Genomic DNA, 21,151 nt, shown 5'->3' with positions numbered 1-21,151 from the left:
GCGGCGTCAGGGGCGCGCGCCGACGGACGGCGAATCGAATTCGGGTGGTCTGGATGCTTCGGGCCGGGTCCGAGCCGCGATCCAGCCCGCGGGGGTGTAAGTCAGTACCGCCCACAGCGCGACCGCCAGGACGGCGTAGATCGCGAACATCGCTACCCACAGAGCGAACGGGGCACCGACGGTCGTCCAGCTCGCCGGGAGCGGGAGGACGATGAAGAGGAAGACGCCGATCGCGACCGCTTCGGCGATCGCCCACCGAATTCGACTGTGCGCCCAGAGCGTCGCGCCGATCAGTCCCGGCAGAGGCAACAAGACCACGAACAGGGCGGCGAGGCATCCAACCGCGAGTCCCGCGAAGAGTTCGACGATCAGCAGGCCGGCCATTCCACCCGTTGCGCCGAGCGAGAGCCCGACCGCGACGCTGTAGACGAGCCACGAAGCAACGCCGGCGATGAAGAGCCAGGTCGCCTCGCCGAGTGCCTGATCGACGTCACGTCTGCTCGGCCGGTCGCCGGCTTCCTCGCGTCGTGCCGACATCTCGCCGACGAACGCAAGACCGAGGACCAACCCGAACACGAAGCCGGGATCGAAGCCCGCAACGCGGCTCGCCACTGCGGTGATCAGCACGACGAGCAGCGACCCGAGCCGAAGACGGAGACGTGCCGGGGCACCCCTGCGCCCGAGCCACCACGCCAGTAAAGCCAGGCCCGCCACGTTCTCGATCAGAAACGCCCCGACAAGCGACAGCAACAGCCGCACGGACCCGACGTTCAGACCGAAGTCCGGCTCGACGAGCGCCGCGAAGAGCGCGGCGAGCACGACTCCCCCACCGACCACCACGACCGTGGGCAGGTTCTCCACGGCACGAGCCACGGCGCGCACCCGGACTCGTAGTGGCCGCAACACGGGCCGGAGCAACCCTCCCCACTCGTCGTATCGCGACGACAGAGCCGAATCGACCAGTCGACCCGGCAGCCCGATCAACGCCACGAGCACGAGCGCGGCCGCGAGGCATCCGCCGACCGCGGCGGGGCCGAAGTCCACCTCCGCGGCCGTGCGCAGGCCACTGAGCGTCGATGGGGTCGTGGCGCTGAAGCCGCCGGGGGTGGGTGCCGGAATGGGCGGGAACTCGGCCTCTTCCTCCACGACGGCGGGCTCCGGCACGAACGCCGACAAAACGTTCGACTGAAGGTCCGCCGCGAGGACATCACCCCAGTTGTAGATGGCCCGCAGTTGCTCGACGCCCTCCTCGAGCTCCGCGGTCGGGTCGTAGACGAAGAACCAGTAGCCCTCGGCGTAGTGGAACCGGAAGCTGGGATCGACGTACTCGGCCATGTTCGTGAAATCGGCCGGGATCGCGCGGTAGATGACGTCGTCTTCGGCGGCGCGCGCGAAACGCCCGGTCGCGAGCAGGCGCTCGCCCTCGGCGGCGGCTTGTTCGGCGGTAAGGGGCACGAATCCGACAGCGAAGATTTGGGTTCGGAATCCACCCGGGTCACCCCACCAGCATTGCCGACCGTCGGCCGGAAAGAGCGGCGTCGCATTCTCGATGGGCACGAACCGGCGGGCGAGGACGGCGTCGAGGATGCCGGGGCTCAGCAGGTCGTCGCACGCAAGAGATTCCTCGACCGCAACCGTGGCCGGTTCGCTCGCGGACGCTGCGCTCGCGTTGCCGACGCCGACGCCGACGCCGACGATACCCGCGGCCAGTAGCGTCATGACCGCGCCCGCGACGAGTCGTCGCCACGGCATCCGTGTTCGTCGTCCGCTCCCCAGCGAGATCCCCATACCGGGGACCTTATACCGGAGGCCCTGAGCTGCCCACCCCTCGGGCTCATCCGGCCGCCCGTCCGCGGCCCGCAGCCCGCGCATCCGTCCGCCCGTCCGTCCGGACGTCGAAACACCCGATATGCGCCGAAACATCCGTCGACACAGGATGTTTCGGCTCACGATGGGTGTTTCGGCGCCGAGGATGGCGCGTCCGGACAAAACGAAGGCCCGCCCCACGCCGTGGGACGGGCCTTCGAGAAAGCGACTGAACGCTGGTGCGACTTAGCGGCGGAGTCCGAGACGCTCGATCAACGCGCGGTAGCGGTTGATGTCGATGTCCTGGAGGTAGCCGAGCAGACGACGGCGCTGACCGACCATCAGGAACAGACCACGACGCGAGTGGTGGTCGTGCTTGTGCTCCTTCAAGTGCTCTGTGAGGTCTTTGATGCGCTGCGACAACATCGCAATCTGCACCTCGGGGGATCCGGTGTCACCGGGGTGCGTCGCGTACTCTTCGATGATCGCCTTCTTGGCTTCGAATTCAAGCGGCATAGAGGGGATCCCCTTTCTCTTCATTGCGCGGCGCCCATCGCCTGATGCGTGAGCTCTCTTTATCCGCGGCCGATCGAACGGCAACCTCCAGAGTCTACCAGTCCCCGTCGGCAGCGCGAGACTTCACCTATGTCCTCGCAACGCGGCCGAAAGAGCACACTGGTGACGTCTCGCGCCCCGGGGCTCGACTAACCTCGTGGGGTGCAACACGGGGCGGACCGGTGATGGCGCGTCTGCGCCGCGAACACTTCATCGATCTGCGCCCCCTCACCCAGAGCCCGGCCTTCGCCCGGTTGTGGATCGGATCGACCCTCGCGGGCCTCGGCGGACAGCTGACGATCGTCGCGGTCATGCTGCACGTCTTCGAGTTGACGGGCTCGACGCTGGCGGTCGCGATGATCGCGGTCGCCGGACTCGTACCGATGATTCTCGCGGGACTGTATGGCGGCATGCTCGCCGACTACTTCGACCGTCGCGCGGTCGCCTTGATCGCGGCATCCGTCACCTGGGTCTCGACGCTTCTTCTCGCGGTTCTGGCGTGGACGGGGAACGAGACAGTGGCGTGGCTGTTCCTGCTGTCGATCGTCAACTCGTCGGCGAACTCGATCGTCTCGGCCACGAAGTCCGCCATCACCCCGCGTCTCGTGCCGCGCGAACTGCTGCCCGCGGCCGCGGCGCTCAGCGGCATCACGGTCGGCATCATGGTCATGGCGGGGCCGGCGCTCGCGGGCATCCTGGTCGCTTTCGTGGGGTACCCGTGGACCTACACGGTCGACGTCGTGCTGATGCTGGCCCTGTTCCTCGGTCTCTGGACCCTCCCGCGCATCCGCCCCGAAGGCGTCACTGTGCGCCCGGGTTTGCGCTCCCTCGCCGACGGCTGGGCCTTCCTCAGGCAGGCCCCGAACATCCGGTTGCAGTACATCCTCGACATCGTCGCGATGTCCTTCGGGCATCCGCTCGCCCTCTTCCCCGCGATCGGCGCGGTGCTGCTCGGCGGCGGGGCGATCACGACGGGTGTCCTGACCGCCGCGATCGCAGCCGGAGCATTCTTCTCCAGCCTGTTCTCGGGTCCTATCGGGCGCGTCCGGCGGCAAGGCCTCGGCATCGAACGCTCGATCCTGGTGTTCGGCGCGGCCACGGCGGGCTTCGGCGGCGTGCTCCTCATTGCCGCGTTCGGCGTGTTTGCTCCCGCGGGTCTGGGTGAGGATGTTGCCAACATTCCCCTCATCGTCCTCTCGATGGTCCTGCTGGCGGTGACGGGCGCGGCCGACAACGTCAGCGCGATCTACCGGCAGACGATGATGCAGTCGGCGGTGCCCGACGCGATCCGCGGACGTCTGCAGGGTATCTTCATGGTTGTCGTCGCGGGCGGCCCGCGCCTCGGCGCGCTCTACGCCGGCACGCTGGCGACCGTGACGGCGCTGTGGTTCCCCCCGCTCATCGGCGGCTTCATCATCGTCATCCTCGTTGCGCTGCTCGTTCGGCGGAGCCCCCGGTTCCGCGCGTACGACGCGCTCGACCCGCAGCCCTGACTCGGCGCAGGGGCCCACGCGGGACTCGTGCATCAGCGTGAGACGGCCGATCGTCGGCGGATTCCGGACGCGGCATCCGCCGACGCCTCGGAACGTCGGATGCCGGGGCTAGAGTCAGCCGGTGAGCACCACCCCACCCCCGCTCGAGCACCCGGCCAAACCCTCGTCCAGCACCTCCGCGACCGTCCCGGCACGATCCATCGCCGGACCGCCCAACGCCTGGATCGCCCTGCAGTTCGCCCTGACCGGAATCGTCTGGGGGTCGAGCTTCCTCTTCATGAAGGTGGCTCTCGAGGGAATGTCGCCCGGCCAGGTCGCGTGGTCGCGCCTCGTCCTCGGGGCGATCACGCTCGGCATCTTCGTTTCACTCCGCCGCGAGCGCCTGCCGCGGGTTCCGCGCGTGTGGATGCACATGACCGTGCTGGCGATCACCTTCTGCGTCATCCCGTTCCTGCTGTTCTCGTGGGCACAGCAGCACGTCACGTCGGGCCTCGCGAGCATCTACAACGCGACGACCCCCATCATGACGGCGGTCATGGCGGGCCTGCTGTTCCGCGTCGAACGTCTCAAGGGCATGCAGATCGCGGGGATCGTGGTCGGGATCCTCGGTGTGATGGTGCTCATCGCTCCGTGGGAGGGTCTCGATCTCGACCAGAGCATGATCGCCCAGCTCGCGATCCTCGGCGCCACCGCCTGCTACGGATTCAGCCTCGCGTACATGCGCAAGTTCGTCTCCAACTCGGGCATGAGCGCGTTGATGTTCTCGTTCCTCAACATCGGCATCGCCGCGCTGATCATGCTCGTCCTCACCCCCGTCGTCGCGATCGGCGAGGTCGTGCTCAATCCCTGGATCGTCGGCAGCGTCCTGCTGCTCGGATGCCTCGGCACGGGTGTCGCGTACATCTGGAACCAGAACGCCCTCCGCGCCTGGGGCCCGACGCGTGCGTCGACGGTCACCTACCTGACCCCCGTGGTCGGCGTCGCGCTGGGCCTGATCGTGCTCGGCGAGCCACTCACGTGGAATGAGCCCGCCGGCGCGATCGTCGTGTTCTTGGGGATCCTGCTGGCGCAGGACCGTTTGCGGCTGTGCCGCCGCTCCTGACCCCCGCCGCGACTCGGGGCAACGAAAAGGGACGGATGCCGGAGCATCCGTCCCTTTTTCGCGCAGGTGAAGCTGCGACGAGATCAGGCCGCGAGCGCGCCCTGCAGGTCGAGCTCGATGGTGACGTCCTTGCCGACGAGCACCCCGCCGGTCTCGAGAGCGGCGTTCCACGTCAGACCGAAGTCCTCGCGGTTGATGACGGCCTTGGCGGTCGCGCCGGCCTTGTAGTTGCCCCACGGGTCCGTGCCGAAGCCGCCGAAGTCGAAGTCGAACGTGACGGGCTTGGTGATGCCCTTGATCGTCAGGTCACCGTCGACGAGGAAGTCGCCGTTCTCGATCCGGACACCGGTCGAGCGGAACTCCATGGTCGGGTAGGTCTCGGTGTCGAAGAAGTCGGCAGAGCGCAGGTGGTTGTCGCGCCCCTCGTCCTTCGTGTCGACGGACGCGACATCGACCGTGGCCTCGACCGTGGCCTCGAGCGGGTTCTCGGGGGCCGTCAGGGTGGCGGACTTCACGCCGAACGTGCCGCGCACCTTCGAGATCATCATGTGGCGGACGCTGAACTGAACCTCGCTGTGCGAGGGGTCGAGCGTCCAGGTGCCGGCCTTGTAGCCGGGGAACTCGGTGAGGGCTGCGGTGCTGTCGGTCATGTCTGTCCTTCGGTTCAAAGAGGGCCGGAATCCCGGCGGTACGGGGGGTCTAACGAGCTCGCGCCCTTATCTATTCCCGTGAATGCAGAAAGTTCACGGATCGGTTGCGCCAGGTTCACACCAGGCACGACAGAGGCTCGGCACGCGAGTGACACGCCGAGCCTCTGACCTCGTGAAAGGGGTCAGCCGACCTTGATCAGGTCGATGATGAAGATGAGGGTCTTGCCGCCGAGGAAGTGCCCACCCGCCGGGCCGTAAGCCAGGTGCGGCGGGATGACGAGCTCGCGACGGCCGCCCTCTTTCATGCCGGGGATGCCGTCCTGCCAGCCCTGGATCAGGCCACGGAGCGGGAACTGGATGCTTTCGCCCCGGCCCCACGACGAGTCGAACTCTTCGCCCGAGTCGTACTCGACCCCCGCGTAGTGCACGGTCACGGTATCGCCGGGCTTCGCCTCGGCACCCTCTCCGACGATGATGTCGCGGACGACCAGGGTCTCGGGCGCGGGGCGCTCGGGGGCGTCGAACGTGGGCTTTGTGCGGTCTGCAGTCATGACTCCATCCAACCGGACCGCCGATGTCGGGTCAAAGCCGCCCCGAGCACTCTTGACACCTTCACAGGCCGGGGGCAGACTCAATGCAGGCCAACTCAGCGCCCGGTAGACACGCAGGCATCGCCGCGGCACCGGGCGCTGAGTCATTTCCCGGACGACCGGAGGCAGCCTCAGATCGATAGAAGCGAGGCCCGCGCCGCGGCCGTGCGAGCGAGCAGCACGCGTTCGTCTTCGGCGGCCGAGGCATCCCGTCCCGAGATCGCGCGCTGGCGCGCCGCGGCCAGCGCGGTGGCGTCGGCGATGAAGGCGCGCATGATCGGCGAGCGATCGGTGCGGAGCGTCTTCGCCCACCGGAGCGCCTCGCGGCGGCCCGCGGGAGTGGCGAGCATGTCGACCTCTTGCGCGGTGAACCATCCCGCCGAGGCGTATTCGCCGAGGCGTGCGTGGGTGAGGCGTGCTTCTTCGCGGCGGAGTGCCAGGATTCCGAGCATGAATCCGATGAAGAGCGGAACCTGGAGCGTCAGGTAGAGGCCGAAGAAGTCGCCGAGCATCGCCGACCCGTTCCAGAACGCGTGGAGTGCGATCGCCCCGATCAGCCCCAGGCCGAGTGCCCCCAGGGCTCGACCGCCCGTCGCGCCGCGTCTGGCTGCAAGCCCCAGCGCGAAGCCGGCCACGGCGGTGAACATGGCGTGAGCGAAGGGCGAGAGGATGCCGCGAACGAAGAACGTCGCCGTGAGGTCCCCCGCTCCCCCGTCGAGATAGCTGATCGCGAAGTACTGGATGTTCTCGGTGAAGGCGAAGCCCGCACCCACCAGAGCGCCGTACACGATGCCGTCCACGGGGCCATCTATCGCGCGACGGGCGGTCACGAAGATCAGCAACAGTCCGAGCGCTTTCGCCACTTCTTCGACGACCGGAGCCTGCACGACCGTCGAGAACAGCTCGCGCGCGGACGAGTCGCTGTTCCCGAGCAGGAGGATGAGGCCCAGATCGACGAGCAGCGCGATACCGACGGAGGCGATAGCGCCCCAGGCAACCGCGAACACCACAAGACCGCGGGGTTCGGGCTCCCAGCGGTCGATCACCCTCACGGCGAAGAGAACGACGGCGAACGGCACGAGCGCCACGATCATCCCGATGATGGAGGCGCTCGCACCGAGGAAGGTGAGGAAATAGCCGACGAGTCCGATGAGCAGCACGGCCAGGAGCGCGAACAGCCAGATCGAGACGCGACGACCCTTCCGAAGCACGGCGGGAACCGACTCGACAGACGCCGAGACCGGCATGGGCGAGGGCGGGATGTATGCCCCGGGGGCGTGCTGCGGTTGCGCCAAGGGCGACGCGAACGACGCGGCGGAGGGCACCGAGCCCGCGGGGTCGGGCGAACCGGGGCGGTCGGGCCAGGGCGGGGGCGCATACGTCACCCGGCCAGCATATGGCGGGCATGCTCACTCAGAGGGCGGCGAAAACTACCCCTCGACCCACGCGCGGTAGCGTTGGGGTGTGCGTTTTGCCCACATCGTGCCCTCCGGGGCGAGTTCTCCCGTCCTTGCCGTTGTCGAAGGCGATGAGTCCATCGCCATCCCCGATCTCGTGCAGGACGGTCCCGCCGACCTCCAGTCGTTGATCGAGTCGGGCGAAGAGGGCCTGACCCGTGTGCGCCGGGCGTTGACACAGCCGCCGGCCGGAGTGCCACGGCATCCGCTCGCCGACGTCACCTTCGCCTCGGTCTCGAACCGTCCTCCGCTGATCCTCGCGATCGGGCTGAACTATTCGGCCCATTCGAGCGAGCTGGGATTGAAGACGGATGCCGCGCCGACGGTCTTCAGCCTCTGGCCGAACTCCCTGACGGGGCATGAGCAGACCACCTCCTGGCCACGTTCCCTCAGCGAATCCGTCGACTACGAGGCCGAGCTCGGCGTCATCATCGGCGCCCCCGCTCGCGACGTCTCGCCCGAGGACGCCCTCGATCACGTGTGGGGCTACACGGTCGTCAACGACATCACCGCGCGAGACATCCAGTTCTCGGAGGCACAGTGGTCGCGCTGCAAGTCCTTCGACGGCTTCACTCCGACGGGCCCGTTCGTGGTGACGGCGGACGAGATCCCCGATCCGCAGGACCTGCACATCTGGGCCGTCGTCGATGGACACACGGTGCAGGATGCATCGACCAACCAGATGGTGCGCTCCGTCGCGACGCTCATCTCGCACCTCTCGGGTACGACGACGTTGCTGCCGGGCACCCTCATCTCGACCGGGAGCCCGGGCGGCGCGGGTTATTCGCGCGATCCGCAGATCTTTCTCCGCGACCGCTCGACCGTGACGGTCGGCGTGGACGGTATCGGCGAGTTGACGACGCACTGCCGCATCCTCGACTGACGCCCCCGGTCGTTGAGCGAGGCGCGGAGCGCCGAGACGAAACGAGCTACCGTTTCGACAGGCTCAACGACCGGAGAATAGTCCTAGCCGCAGGTGACGGTGGCGCCGTTATCGAGCGTCCAGGTGCCCGGGCCGAGTTCGGCACACTGCTGCAGCAGCTCGCCCGCGCCCGCAGCGAACACGCTGATCAGCACGACCAACAGGATGACGCCCACAACGGCGAGCACGGACCCGACGATGATCGCCCAGACTGCCGGCGTGTTCTTGTATCCGGCCTTGCGACTCTGCACGAGCGCTACGATGCCGAGGATCAGGCCGATGACGTTCGCGAAGAACGCGACGATCAGCGCGACGATACCGAGGGTCTTCCCCGGGACCGGAGCTCCCGGAGCTGCGCTGGCCGGCGCGGACGGTGCGGTCGGGTGGGCGGGCGGGGGCGGGGTGTGGTCTGCGGGTCCGTTGGCGTCGCTCATGAGGAGTCCTCTCGTGGGTACGCGCTCGAACCTATCGGCTCACGGTGAGCGGCGGCAACGACGATGCTCAGCGGTCGGTCATACGACGTCAGAGATCCTCGGCCGCGACGATGACCGGGATCGCCGCGGTGACCGCCTCGAGGCCCGACAGGCGCGCGGGCGAGAGCTGCTTGGCAACCTCTTCGGCGGACATCAGTCCCGCCTCGACGACGAGGTCACCGACGTTCCGACCCGTAAGCAGCGCCGTCTTGGCTAGCGCCGCGGATGCCGCGTACCCGATAAAGGGCGTGAGCGCCGTGACGACGCCGACCGACGATCCGACCATCGCGCCGAGCCGGTCACGGTTCGCGGTGATCCCGTCGACGCAGTTGACGCGCAGGGTCCACATGGCCTGACGCATCCACGTGATCGACTGGAAGATCGAGTGCGCGATAACGGGCTCGAACGCGTTGAGCTGCAGCTGCCCGCCCTCGACGGCCATGGTGACCGTGACATCCGCTCCGGCGACGGCGAACGCGACCTGATTGACCACCTCGGGGATCACCGGATTGACCTTGCCCGGCATGATGCTCGAACCGGCCTGACGCGCGGGCAGGTTGATCTCGCCCAGCCCCGCCTGCGGGCCGGAGGACAGCAGGCGCAGGTCGTTGCAGATCTTCGAGAGCTTGATCGCGTTGCGCTTGAGGGACGACGAGAACGACATGAACGAACCCGTGTCGCTCGTCGACTCGACCAGGTCGGCAGCGGTCTCCAGAGAAAGCCCAGAGATGTGGCTGAGGTGGCGCACGACCGACTGCGCATAGCCGCGGTGGGCTGTGATTCCCGTGCCGATCGCTGTCGCACCCATATTGACCTCGGTCAGCAGGCGGGCGTTCTCGCGCAGGCGGTGATAGTCCTCGCCGAGCGTCGTGGCGAAGCCGTGGAACTCCTGCCCGAGCGTCATCGGCACGGCATCCTGAAGCTGCGTCCGCCCGACCTTCAGCACGTCGTGGAACTCGGCGGCCTTGGCAAGAAATGAGCGGCGCAGCAGATCGAGTTCTTCCAGCAGGCTGACGAGCGACAGGCTCAGCCCCACCTTGATGGCAGTGGGATAGACGTCATTCGTCGACTGGCTGCGGTTCGTGTGATCGATCGGCGACAGGAACGCGTAGTCGCCCTTGGTACGCCCCACCATCTCGAGCGCGACGTTCGTGATGACCTCATTCGCGTTCATGTTGGTCGACGTCCCCGCGCCGCCCTGAATCACGCCCACGACGAACTGATCGTGGAATTCGCCGTCGATCACACGCTGAGCGGCACGATCGATCAGGTCCGACTTCTCGGCGTCGAGCACACCGATATCGCGATTGGCGCGGGCGGATGCTTGCTTCACCATCGCCAGCGCGCGCACGAGCTCGGGGTAGACCGAGATCGGCCGCTTCGCGATCGGGAAATTCTCCAGCGCGCGGGCGGTGTGAATTCCCCAGTAGGCCTCAGCCGGGATCTCGAGGCTGCCGAGCGAGTCGGATTCGGTGCGGGTCGGCTGCGTTGCGTCCACGTCGATGTGGGAGGCCATGTGGTGTCCTTGTGGGTCGATCACGGCGGATAGAGAGATTCCCCGAGCCTACCCGCGACCAACGCCGCGCCCGCCGCGATATACGGTGAGCGCGGCGTCCTGATTGCTCCGATGAACGTCGCCAATTCCGGCGAGCCCAGCACATTCAACCGGTCGGCTGATTCTGGGTTCAGCGATTCACCGGCGTCATGTCGGCGTACCGTTCGCCCACGGGCGAACCCACCTCACCCAGAGCGGCAATCTGCTCCGGCGAGAGCCGCACCGCATCCGCGGCGACGTTTTCCTCCAGCGCCACGATGCGACGCGTGCCCGGAATCGGCGCGATGTCATCTCCCTGCGCCAGCAGCCACGCGAGGGCGACCTGCGCTGGTGTCGCCCCGGCTTCCTGCGCGACGGCTTCGACCTTCTCGACAATCTCGAGATTCGCGTCGAGCGCCCCACCTGCAAAGCGCGGGTTGGAGCGGCGGAAGTCGCTCTCGTCGAGCTGATCGAGGGAGCGGATGGCGCCGGTCAAGAACCCGCGTCCCAGGGGCGAATACGGCACGAACCCGATGCCGAGTTCGCGAACCGTGGGCAGTATCACCGCCTCGGGATCGCGGCTCCAGAGCGAGTATTCGGTCTGGAGCGCCGTCACGGGATGTACCGCGTGCGCCCGCCGGATCGTCGCCGGCGCTGCCTCCGACAGGCCGTAATGCAGGATCTTGCCCTCGGCGATCAGGTCCGCAAGGGCCCCGACCGTCTCTTCGATAGGCGTTGCCGGGTCCATCCGGTGCTGGTAGTAGAGATCGATGTGGTCGGTGCCGAGCCGGCGCAGCGAGCCCTCGACGGAGAGTCGCACATTCTCGGCACTCCCATCCAATCCGCCCTGACCGTCAGAGGAGTGGCGGATCGTGCCGAACTTCGTCGCGATGACCACCTCGTCCCGTCGCCCGACAATGGCCCGGGCGAGCAGTTCCTCGTTCACATAGGGACCGTAGATCTCGGCGGTGTCGAGGAACGTGACGCCCAGCTCGAGGGCGCGGTGGATCGTGCGGATGGCGCCCTCATCGTCGCGCGTGGCCCCGGTGTAGAACGCGCTCATACCCATGAGACCGAGACCGATCCGGCCGATGACGGGGCCGTCGGTGCCTAGCGTGATCTTCTTCATGCGTTCGCTCCCTTTTCTTCGTAGATGGCGATCTTGATGTCGATGGCGGAGAGGCTCGCCGTGATGTCTTCGAGCTGCTCCAGCACGGCGGCGCGGTGTCGGACGAGCAGTTCGCGCCGCGCATCGACCGTTTCGTCACCGCGGCGAACCAACTCGGTGTATTCGCGGATCGTCGCGATGGGCATGCCCGTCGACCGCAAGCGGGTGAGGAACTGCACCCACGCGATGTCGGCGTCACCGTAGCGACGGTGGGTCGACGATGCGCGCTCGACGGGATCGAGCATCAGCCCGGCTCGCTCGTAGTAGCGCAGGGTGTGTGTCGAGAGGCCTGTCGCGACCGCCGCGTCGGAGATCGCGACACCGATTTCCGGCGTCGGCGAATCGTCGTGGGTGAGGGTCATGGCCCCACGCTAGAACTTCGAGCGCACTCGAAGTCAAGCGTTCGCGGACCCGCTTCTGTCGGGTTTACGCGAGAATGCCTCGAGTCGCTCCTCGGGGGTGAGGCGAGACATCCGCTCGTACCATTCCGGAGCGAAGTAGTCACCGTCAGCCGCACCCGAAACCGGTACGACGGAGTGGGTGACGGTGTCGTCGTAGACGTGCACCAGGTGGAACGACTGCCCGGCGTCCATGCCATTGACCGACAGCGCGGGACGCGCGATGTCCATCGTGTAACACGTGGCCGCCGCAACGCTCACGGGGACACCGGCAAAGGTTCCGCTCGTCGAGTAATGCAAGTGACCAGCGAGGATCGCGCGCACGTCGCTGCCCGCGATGACCTCGGCGAGGCGCTCCTGCCGCTGCAGCTCGAGGATGCCGAAGAGCGGTACGTGGCTCGGCAACGGAGGATGGTGGAGCGCCAGGATCGTGCCGAGCGGCGCCGGCTCGGCGAGGCGGGCACGCAACCATTGGAGCTGCGCGTCGTCCAGATCGCCGTGATGCCACCCGGGCACGCTCGAGTCGAGCGCGAGCAGACGCAGTCCCCCGAGGTCCCACTCGCCGAGCACCGGCTCCTCCGTCGGCTCGAGACCGAGCAAGCTCTCGCGGAGGGCCGGACGCTCGTCGTGGTTTCCCGCGACCCAGACCACGGGGCATCCCCATTCAGCGGCGGCGGGCTCCACGATGGCGCGCAGCCGCTCGTACGCGTCCGGTTCGCCGAGGTCGGTCAGATCGCCGGTGAAGACGAGCGCATCGGGTGCGAGCCGGAGTTCGCCGACCCTTTCCATCGTCCGGCGCAGGCTCGTCTCGGTGTCGTAACGGCCGCCGAGCGCAACGTTGTCGGCCAGCAGGTGTGTGTCGCTCACGTGGACGATCGTGCGCTGGGCGGAAGGATGCTGCCCGAAGGCGACCGTTGTCTCACTCACCCGCCCAGCCTATGTCGAGGTCAGTGCCCGACGATGATGAGCACGAGGCCGGCCAAGACAGCCGCTGCGGCGAGGCCGAAACATCCGTATGCCGCCCACAACGCGACCCGGCGCTGGCCGTCCGTCAACGGGCTCTTCTTCGCGGCCTTCGCCGCAGCCTTCTCGGCCCGGCGCGCCTCCTGGGCCGTGATCACGGCGATGGCGTCGGTGAAGTCGGCCGGCGCGACCACCGGCGCACGCCCGGAACGCACGAGCATCCGAAGGCCGAGCGCGTAGAAGCCCACGACGAGGACGGCGCCGGTGAGCGCAGCGAAGAACACCTGTACGAAGGCGAACCAATTGATCGTCACGTTCACTGCCCCTTGTCTGCGCGCCGGTCGGCTGCAGCATTTCGGATGCGCGCCTCTTCCCGGGCAAGCGCCCGCTGCCGACGGGTCGGGGGCGGGTTCCGCTTGACATTGACGGCCTTCCCCGAATCGGCGACCTCGCTCATCGCGTTCGAGGCATTGACCGAGTTGCGACGCGACCGCAGGAACAGCGCGAGAACGATCAGGACCGCCAACAACGCGTCGATCATGACGCCCCATGTGCCGAGCCACACGACCACCAGGGCAGCCGCCGCGCCCACACCGCCGGCAGCCGGAAACGTCAGCAACCATCCGATCGCAATCCGTCCGACCGTGCGCCAGCGAACGATCGAGCCGCGGCGTCCGAGTCCCGAACCGATCACCGAGCCGGACGCGACCTGGGTCGTCGAGAGGGCGAAACCCAGAGCGCTCGAGGCGAGAATCGTCGACGCGGTGGATGCCTCGGCCGCGAAGCCCTGCGCCGGCTTGATATCCGTGAGCCCCTTACCGAGGGTGCGGATGATCCGCCATCCGCCCATGTAGGTGCCGAGCGCGATGGTCACGGCACACGCCACGATGACCCACGGCTGCGGGTCGGGTGACGACTGCCACCCCACTGTGATGAGGGCGAGGGTGATGACGCCCATCGTCTTCTGAGCATCGTTCGTCCCGTGCGCCAAGGCGACGAGGCTCGAGGTGAAGATCTGGCCCCATCGGAACCCGTCGCGACCGTCGGGCTTTCCGTCGTAGCGGCGGGTCATCGAGTACGCGAGCTTGGTCGCGGCGAAGGCGATGATGCCGGCCGTCAGCGGGGCGATCACGGCGGGCAGGATGACCTTCGACAGCACCACCCCGAAATCGATCGCCATGACCCCCACACCGACGAGGGTCGTGCCGATCAACCCGCCGAACAGGGCGTGCAAGGAGCTCGAGGGCAGGCCGAGCAGCCAGGTGATCATGTTCCATGTGGTCGCGCCGATCAATCCCGCGAAGATCAGCGCCGGAAAGACGGCGGCAGAGATCTGATCCTCGCGGATGATGCGGCTTCCACCGTTCGCTTTCCGTCGAGGATCTGTGAGGGAGCGCCGCCGTGGGTGGCATGACGAACGAACAGTTCACCGTGGGTTCAGGTTCCGTTAACCAGCCACGCAGAATCCTGACAGCACGTCCGGGTGCGGTCAACTCGCACCGCATATCGCGCCACAACTCGTACGTTCGATCAACGCCCGGTCGCCGCATCCGTCCGACGCGTCCGTCCACCACAGGATCCCCCGAGCGGTCGCGACTCGCCGCGTGTCCGCGATTCCAGGCGGCCAATCGCGACCGCTCGCAGATCAGCGGATCCGGCAATCCGATACCCCACCCGTGGCGAATACGAGAGTGCGGGCCAGAGTGGTGTCGCGGGGCGGAGACGATCATGGCGAACCCGATCACGGCACAGCGACGCGGAACCAAACGGTTCGTCGTCTGGGCGACCTTCGCGGGGGTCGTGAGCGCGGCGGTGTTCCTCGCCGTCGCCGAGTTGCTCGCCCTCCTGTTCGCGCGCGGCGGGTCACCCCTGCTGGCCGTCGGATCGTTCGTGATCGACATCGTGCCGCAACCCTTCAAAGAGTTCGCGATCGCGACCTTCGGCGAGTACGACAAGATCGCACTGCTCGTCGGCCTCGGCCTCGCCGTGCTCATCGCGTCGGCCATCGCGGGCATTCTCGAGCTCGTGCGACCGCCCCTCGGCGCCGTCGCGCTCGGCGTCGCAGGCATCCTGTCGGTCGCCGCCGTCGTGACTCGCGCGGGTGCAACGGCCGTCTCGTGGATTCCGTCCGTCGCGGGTGCGATCGCGGGAGCCGCGCTCCTGATCGTGCTCGGACGGATGCTTCGCGCCTGGCGCTCGGATGCCACCCGCGCGTCCGGCACAGCATCGGACGCGGCCGACTCCCCCGCCTCGGGAGTCGCGCGGCGACGCTTCCTCCTGATCAGCGGCATCGCTGCCGCGGGGGCCGTGGTGGTCGGCATCGGCTCACGTGTCGCCGGGGCCACGACATCCTCGATCGCGGCGCTTCGGCGCGGACTGAACCTTCCCGCACCCCGCACGACTGTCACGGTTCCCGCCGGCGCCGAACTGGACATTGAGGGCATCTCGCCCTTGTACACGCCGAACGCGGACTTCTACCGTGTCGACACCGCGCTGACGGTGCCGACCATCGACCCCGAGACCTGGCGCCTCAGCGTCGTCGGCATGGTCGACACGCCTCTGGAGCTGACGTTCGATGATTTGGTCGGGATGGGCCTGGACGAATACTCCGTCACCCTGACCTGCGTCTCCAACGAGGTCGGTGGCGATCTCGTCGGGACGGCGAAGTGGTGGGGCGTCCCCATCCGCGATGTCCTGCGGGCGGCGGGACCGGCGGCCGCAGCAGACATGGTGCTCTCGCGCAGTGTCGACGGATACACGGCGAGCACGCCTCTCGAATCTCTGACAAACGACGGCCTCGACGCGATCCTCGCGGTCGCGATGAACGGCGAGCCCCTGCCCCTCGAACACGGCTTCCCTGTGCGGATGGTCGTGCCCGGCCTGTACGGATACGTGTCGGCGACCAAGTGGCTCACGGAGCTGAAGGTCACCACGTTCGCCGAGGACGAGGCCTACTGGACCCCACGCGGGTACAGCGCCGAAGCGCCGATCAAGATGTCATCCCGCATCGATACCCCGCGTCCGGGCAACCCCGTCGCCGCGGGACGCGTTCCCATCGCGGGTGTCGCCTGGGCCCAAACCGTCGGCATCGAGCGGGTCGAGGTATCGATCGACGACGGTGACTGGCAGGTCGCAAACCTCTCGACCGCCGTCGGTGTCAACACCTGGGTGCAGTGGTACGTCGACTGGGATGCCACCCCAGGAACGCATTACGTCACGGTGCGCGCGGTGAACGCCGTCGGCGAGGTTCAGACGCAGGAACGCGCGCCGATCGCGCCCAACGGGTCGAGCGGATGGCAGCGGACCCTCGTCACCGTGACGTAGCAAAGTCTCTTCGACAGGCTCCGCAACCGGTCACTCAGCGACCGGCGAAAAGTCCGTCCGGGTCGCCCTGCTCCGCGAGATACGCGCTCCGGCGGGCGAACAGGTCGGGAGCGAGGAATCGCACACGATCGATCAACTCGCCGAGATCCGCGGTCTGCAACTCGCCGTCGCGCACCACGATGCGCCCGTCGACCATCGTCAGATCAACATCAGAGCCGCGCACCGCGTGCACGAGGTTGTGGTGCAGATTGGCGTAGCCGCCATCCGCCAGGAGGGGCGTCATCCTCGGTGTGTGCGTCCGCACCGCGATCAGGTCGGCCTTACGCCCCACCTCGATCGCACCCAGCTCAGCGCCACGCCCGATCGCCGCCGCTCCCCCGCGTGTTGCCATGCGCAGCACGTCCCAGGAATCCATCGCCGCGGCATCCATCGTCCGGAGCTTTCCGAGAAGGGACGCGACCTTCATCTCTTCGAACATGTCGAGGTTGTTGTTCTCTTTTTCGCCGTCAGTGCCGAGCCCGACGTTGACGCCCGCCGCGAGCATCTCGGCGATCGGCGCCATGCCGCTCGCGAGCTTCATGTTCGAGACGGGGTTATGAGAGACGCCGACGCCGCGCTCGGCGATCAGGTCGACCTCGGAGCCATCGAGCCACACGGCGTGCGCGATCATCGCTCGTGGCACGTCGAAGAATCCGAGCTTCTCGAGCGCGAACATCGGCCGCATGTCGTACCGGTCACGGAAGTCGGCGAGTTCGATCTCGGACTCGCTGCAGTGCGTGTACAGCCCCGTGTCGAACTCCCGCGCCATCGAGATCGCTCGCTGCATGCCCGCTTCATCCGCGTAGAACGGATGCTCCAGCCCGACCCACGGCATGATTCGGCCGTTCGCGGCACCGGTCCACTCGCGCAGCATCCGCTCGTTGTCATCGAGCGTGTCGAAGTAGTCGAAGTCGGGGTGCTCGCCGACGTAATTGACCGTGACGACCCGGTTGCCAAGTGCCTCCGCCGCCCGGGCCGCGCCATCCATGTAGCGCCACATGTCGACGACCGTCGTGGTGCCCGAAAGCAGCCCTTCGGCGTAGCAGAGCCAGGCAGCGGCTTCTGCCTCTTCCGGCTTCAGCACCCGATGCATGGGGTCGATGTGCAGCCGCAGCCACTCCCAAACGGGCAGGTGCTCGGCCGTCCCTCGCAGCATGCCCGAGTGGTGGTGTGCGTTGACGAGGCCCGGCATCACCAGGCGGTCGGGCAGGTCGACGATCTCGGCGTCGGGATGACGAACCCGCAGGTCCTTTCCTTCACCGACCTCGGTGATCGTGTCGCCCACGACGAGGATCCCCACCCCCGACAGCACCGTGAGGTCATCGTCCATGGTCACGACGTGGTCGGGCAGCAATAGGAGGGGGCGGGTCACTCGACGAGTGTGCCGCCTCGACGCCTGTGAACCTGGCCGATGGGCGGTCGCGAAACAAAGAGTTTACGAAACGGGAACGCGCACGCCCAGCAACATCCGGGATATATGCCCGGTCAGAATGCTTTATCTGCGCGCCTGAACCGAATAGTACAACGCGCGACCATCCGCCTAACATGGGGCTACTCCCGCGCAGTCGCCCGTCTGCGGAGTGCGAAGGATGCTCCATGAACCACTCGATCCGGCCCGAGAGGCCAGACCTCGACCCGGGCGTTTCTGCGTTCCTCGATCAGGGCCCGCACGGCCTGCTGATCGGCGGACGGTGGCATCCAGCTGCGTCGGGCGAGACGTTCGAGACTCGCGACCCCGCGACGGGCGCGCTGCTGACGAGCGCGGCCCGCGCGGGAATTGCGGATGTCGACGCCGCCGTGACTGCCGCGACCCGGGCCTTGCGCGATCCCGGCTGGGCCGACATGACCCCGGCCGCCCGCGGTGCGTTGCTCTGGCGCATCGCCGACCTGATCGAGGCGCACGCGGACGAACTCGCCCAGCTCGAGAGCCTCGACCAGGGCAAGGCGTGGCGCACGTCTCGGTTCGGCGAGATCCCCGCGGCGATCAACCAATTCCGCTACTACAGCGGGTGGCCCACCAAGATCCTCGGTCAGACCATCCCGACGTCCCTGTCACGGACTCCCCCGGGCAAGAAGGTCTTCGCCTACACGGTGCGCGAGCCGGTCGGTGTGGTGGCCGCCATCGTGCCCTGGAACTCGCCGCTGCTCATGGCCACGATGAAGCTGGCACCCGCGCTCGCCGCCGGATGCACCGTCGTGCTGAAACCCGCGGAGGACACCCCGCTCACCGCGCTCCGCCTCGGGCAGTTGCTCGTCGAGGCGGGGGTGCCGGACGGTGTCGTGAACATCATCACCGGCTATGGAACCGAGGCCGGGAGTGCGCTCGCGGCGCACCCGGGTGTCGCGAAGATCACCTTCACGGGATCGACCGTCGTGGGCAAGCAACTCGCGGCATCCGCGGGTGCTGACCTGCGTCGGTTGACGCTCGAGCTCGGCGGCAAATCCCCCTCGATCGTCATGCCCGACGCCGACCTCGATGCGTCCGTCGAGGGAATCTCGCGCGGCATCTTCGACAATGGCGGGCAGGTATGCGTCGCGAGCGCGCGGGTGTACGCGCACCGGGATGTCTACGACCGACTCGTCGCCGGCATGGCGTCGTTCGGCTCGGCGTTGCGACTCGGGCACGGGCTCGACGCCGAAGCCGATCTGGGTCCCCTCGTGAGTGTGCGGCAGGCCGAGCGCGTCGACGACTTCATCCGCGAGGGCGCCGCCGATGGCGTGGAGGTCGTCACGGGCGGGCGGCGCGAAGGACCCCTCGGCACGTTCTTCGAACCGACCGTGCTGACCGGCGTGCGCGAAGACATGCGCATCATGCGTGAGGAGATCTTCGGTCCCGTCGCCGCGGTTGTGCCCTTCGATGACCTCGACGAGGTGCTCGGATGGGCGAACGATACCCGGTACGGACTCGCCGCGAGCGTGTGGACCGAGGGACTCTCGAACGCGCACCGCATCGCCTCCCGCCTGCAGTCGGGCACGGTGTGGATCAACTGCCACTCGTTCCTCGGCCCGGAACTACCCAAGGGCGGCCATAAAGAATCCGGTTGGGGATACGAGAACGGATCGCAGGGGCTCGAGAACTACCTCGAGACCAAGACCGTGGTGGCGGTCATTTAGTGGCTGGCATCTGATGGCCGGCATCTGATGGTTGGCATCTGATGGTTGGCATCTGATGGTTGGCATCTGATGGTTGGCATCTGATGGTTGGCATCTGATGGTTGGCATCTGATGGCCGGTGTCACGGCAAACAATGACGGGAACGGCCAAGGGATGAAGATGCTGCTGGGCGCATTCGAGATGGTCAACCCGAACAACGGGATGCCGACGTGGACGCATCCCGACGGACGCGGCGACGACTGGGATGACCTCGCGCATTGGACGTCGCTCGCGAAGACGCTGGACGCCGCAGGCTTCGACTTCCTCTTCTTCGCCGACACCTACGGGTACCCGACGCTCGACGGACGAGTGCCCGACGAGACGATCGCCCACGGCATCCAGTTCCCCGCGCTCGACCCGATGCTGATGATCGCGGCGCTCGCGGCGCAGACGACATCACTCGGCTTCGTGGTGACGTCGCCGACCGTGGCCGAACGGCCCTATGGCACGGCACGCCGCTTCGCGACCCTCGATCGGCTCACGGGCGGACGCATCGGCTGGAACATCGTCACGGGCAGCTCTCAGGCGACGACCGACGCCCTGTTCGGCCTCGAGGCGGCTGCCCCGGGTGCACACGACTCGCGCTACGACGCGGCCGAAGAGTTCGTCGAGCTGTGCCTGCGGTTCTGGGAGCAGTCGTGGGATGACGACGCCGAGGTGCGTGACCGCGCGCGGAACGTCTATGCGGACCCCGCGAAAGTGCGACCCGTCTCTTTCGAGGGCGAACACCACCGCGGACACGGGGTTTTCGCCGTGCCACCGACGCCCCAGCGCACGCCCGTCCTCTTCCAGGCCGGGACCTCAGACCGCGGCCGCGCCTTCGCCGCGCGGAACGCCGAGGCCGTGTTCATCCAGGGCCAGTCGATCCCGCAGGCGGCGGGCGTCGTCGCGGATGTCCGGGCCCGCGCGATCGCGGCGGGTCGCCCAGCCGACGACATCGCCGTGATCAGCGGCGCGACGATCGTCGTCGCGCGGACGGGCGAAGAGGCCCATGCCCGCCGCGCCGAACTCGACACCCTGTACGCCCTGGACGATGCCGCGGTCATGTTCGCCGGGTTCACCGGGGTCGACCTGACCCGCGAAGACCCCGACACACTGCTCGAGGATGTCGTGCTGCCCGCCGGCGGCGCGCAGGGGCAGACCCTGCTCGACCGGTACCGGGCACAGGGCAGCGTGCGCGTGCGCGATGTGCTCGACGGATTCCGGCGCCGAGGCATCCGCGGGTTTCTCGTCACCGGGTCGCCCGTCGAGGTCGCCGACGAACTCGAGACGATCGCCCGCGAGACGGGACTCGCGGGCTTCATGCTCGAGCCGACGTTCGGCGGGCCCGGGTGCTTTGAAGACTTCTGCGAGCTCGTCGTGCCGCTCCTGCGTGAGCGCGGGTTGCTGGCGGACGCGCCCGGCCCCACGCTCCGCGAGCGCATGCACCCGGGCGGCGGGCCGCGCCTCGCGCCGACCCATCCCGCCGTCTCGCTGCGCGCGCACGCCTGAATCCGCACGTACGCCTGAACGTCCCCAACGAAT

At 67.7% G+C, this 21,151-nt stretch carries 18 protein-coding genes and 1 pseudogene; 6 read left to right on the top strand and 13 right to left on the bottom strand.

Features of this window, described 5'->3' with window-relative positions; genetic code table 11:
* Positions 1-6: 6 nt before the first annotated feature.
* Both ACT9TC_RS15030 and rpsO read right to left on the bottom strand, forming a co-directional pair.
* The gene (locus ACT9TC_RS15030) at positions 7-1,950 is read right to left on the bottom strand and encodes a hypothetical protein (protein ID WP_458041258.1); all 1,944 of its coding nucleotides are present in this window, start codon (positions 1,948-1,950) and stop codon (positions 7-9) included.
* 102 nt (positions 1,951-2,052) lie between these two features.
* Entirely contained in the window at positions 2,053-2,322 is a 270-nt protein-coding gene (gene rpsO, locus ACT9TC_RS15025; protein ID WP_458041257.1) for a 30S ribosomal protein S15, read from the bottom strand.
* Between the two features lie 224 nt (positions 2,323-2,546).
* On the opposite strand from rpsO, the gene ACT9TC_RS15020 reads away from it, so the two are divergent.
* Both ACT9TC_RS15020 and ACT9TC_RS15015 read left to right on the top strand, forming a co-directional pair.
* A complete protein-coding gene (locus ACT9TC_RS15020) occupies positions 2,547-3,854 on the top strand; it encodes an MFS transporter (RefSeq protein WP_458041256.1) in 1,308 nt (435 codons plus the stop codon).
* A 199-nt stretch (positions 3,855-4,053) separates the two neighbouring features.
* Positions 4,054-4,956 carry a DMT family transporter gene (locus ACT9TC_RS15015; protein ID WP_458042949.1) on the top strand — a complete coding sequence of 301 codons (903 nt, stop codon included), beginning with the start codon at positions 4,054-4,056 and terminating at the stop codon, positions 4,954-4,956.
* Between the two features lie 83 nt (positions 4,957-5,039).
* Here the strand turns inward: ACT9TC_RS15015 and ACT9TC_RS15010 are convergent, their stop codons facing one another.
* From ACT9TC_RS15010 to ACT9TC_RS15000, 3 genes are all read right to left on the bottom strand, one after another.
* Positions 5,040-5,606 (bottom strand): YceI family protein, encoded by a 567-nt coding sequence (locus tag ACT9TC_RS15010; protein WP_458041255.1) that lies wholly within the window; start codon positions 5,604-5,606, stop codon positions 5,040-5,042.
* 182 nt (positions 5,607-5,788) lie between these two features.
* Positions 5,789-6,157, bottom strand: coding sequence for an FKBP-type peptidyl-prolyl cis-trans isomerase (locus tag ACT9TC_RS15005; RefSeq protein ID WP_458041254.1), 369 nt, complete (start codon positions 6,155-6,157; stop codon positions 5,789-5,791).
* Positions 6,158-6,327: 170 nt separating this feature from the next.
* Positions 6,328-7,581, bottom strand: a complete 1,254-nt coding sequence (locus ACT9TC_RS15000) for a PrsW family glutamic-type intramembrane protease (RefSeq protein WP_458041253.1) — start codon at positions 7,579-7,581, stop codon at positions 6,328-6,330.
* Between the two features lie 79 nt (positions 7,582-7,660).
* Between ACT9TC_RS15000 and ACT9TC_RS14995 the strand changes: the two genes are divergently transcribed.
* Positions 7,661-8,536, top strand: a complete 876-nt coding sequence (locus tag ACT9TC_RS14995; protein ID WP_458041252.1) for a fumarylacetoacetate hydrolase family protein — start codon at positions 7,661-7,663, stop codon at positions 8,534-8,536.
* An 83-nt stretch (positions 8,537-8,619) separates the two neighbouring features.
* On the opposite strand, the gene ACT9TC_RS14990 is transcribed toward ACT9TC_RS14995, so the two are convergent.
* From ACT9TC_RS14990 to ACT9TC_RS14960, 7 genes and pseudogenes are all read right to left on the bottom strand, one after another.
* The gene (locus tag ACT9TC_RS14990; protein ID WP_458041251.1) at positions 8,620-9,009 is read right to left on the bottom strand and encodes a DUF4190 domain-containing protein; all 390 of its coding nucleotides are present in this window, start codon (positions 9,007-9,009) and stop codon (positions 8,620-8,622) included.
* 88 nt (positions 9,010-9,097) lie between these two features.
* Positions 9,098-10,564 carry an aspartate ammonia-lyase gene (locus tag ACT9TC_RS14985; RefSeq protein WP_458041250.1) on the bottom strand — a complete coding sequence of 489 codons (1,467 nt, stop codon included), beginning with the start codon at positions 10,562-10,564 and terminating at the stop codon, positions 9,098-9,100.
* A 169-nt stretch (positions 10,565-10,733) separates the two neighbouring features.
* Positions 10,734-11,711 carry an aldo/keto reductase gene (locus ACT9TC_RS14980; RefSeq protein WP_458041249.1) on the bottom strand — a complete coding sequence of 326 codons (978 nt, stop codon included), beginning with the start codon at positions 11,709-11,711 and terminating at the stop codon, positions 10,734-10,736.
* Positions 11,708-12,112: a MerR family transcriptional regulator gene (locus ACT9TC_RS14975; protein WP_458041248.1), complete on the bottom strand. Its 405-nt coding sequence runs from the start codon at positions 12,110-12,112 to the stop codon at positions 11,708-11,710. Before ACT9TC_RS14975 ends, ACT9TC_RS14980 begins: the two co-directional genes overlap by 4 nt.
* A gap of 33 nt (positions 12,113-12,145) precedes the next feature.
* A complete protein-coding gene (locus ACT9TC_RS14970) occupies positions 12,146-13,075 on the bottom strand; it encodes a phosphodiesterase (protein WP_458041247.1) in 930 nt (309 codons plus the stop codon).
* Between the two features lie 20 nt (positions 13,076-13,095).
* On the bottom strand, positions 13,096-13,431 hold the full coding sequence (locus ACT9TC_RS14965; protein WP_458041246.1) for a peptidase: 336 nt from the start codon (positions 13,429-13,431) through the stop codon (positions 13,096-13,098).
* Positions 13,428-14,462 (bottom strand): annotated as a pseudogene (locus ACT9TC_RS14960) (inorganic phosphate transporter); the annotation flags it as partial. The gene ACT9TC_RS14965 and the pseudogene ACT9TC_RS14960, both read right to left, overlap by 4 nt.
* 377 nt (positions 14,463-14,839) lie before the next feature.
* Between ACT9TC_RS14960 and ACT9TC_RS14955 the strand changes: the two are divergent.
* Positions 14,840-16,435: a molybdopterin-dependent oxidoreductase gene (locus tag ACT9TC_RS14955; protein ID WP_458041245.1), complete on the top strand. Its 1,596-nt coding sequence runs from the start codon at positions 14,840-14,842 to the stop codon at positions 16,433-16,435.
* Positions 16,436-16,469: 34 nt separating this feature from the next.
* Here the strand turns inward: ACT9TC_RS14955 and ACT9TC_RS14950 are convergent, their stop codons facing one another.
* Complete coding sequence (locus ACT9TC_RS14950) at positions 16,470-17,846, bottom strand: amidohydrolase (RefSeq protein WP_458041244.1); 1,377 nt, start codon at positions 17,844-17,846, stop codon at positions 16,470-16,472.
* 224 nt (positions 17,847-18,070) lie between these two features.
* Here ACT9TC_RS14950 and ACT9TC_RS14945 point away from each other — a divergent pair, with 224 nt between their 5' ends.
* Together ACT9TC_RS14945 and ACT9TC_RS14940 are read left to right on the top strand one after the other, a co-directional pair.
* A complete protein-coding gene (locus ACT9TC_RS14945; RefSeq protein WP_458041243.1) occupies positions 18,071-19,588 on the top strand; it encodes an aldehyde dehydrogenase family protein in 1,518 nt (505 codons plus the stop codon).
* Between the two features lie 153 nt (positions 19,589-19,741).
* Complete coding sequence (locus ACT9TC_RS14940; protein ID WP_458041242.1) at positions 19,742-21,118, top strand: NtaA/DmoA family FMN-dependent monooxygenase; 1,377 nt, start codon at positions 19,742-19,744, stop codon at positions 21,116-21,118.
* Positions 21,119-21,151: the final 33 nt, after the last annotated feature.

The organism is Microbacterium sp. HM-570, assembly GCF_054165885.1.
This window is presented reverse-complemented; position numbering and strand designations above follow the sequence as displayed.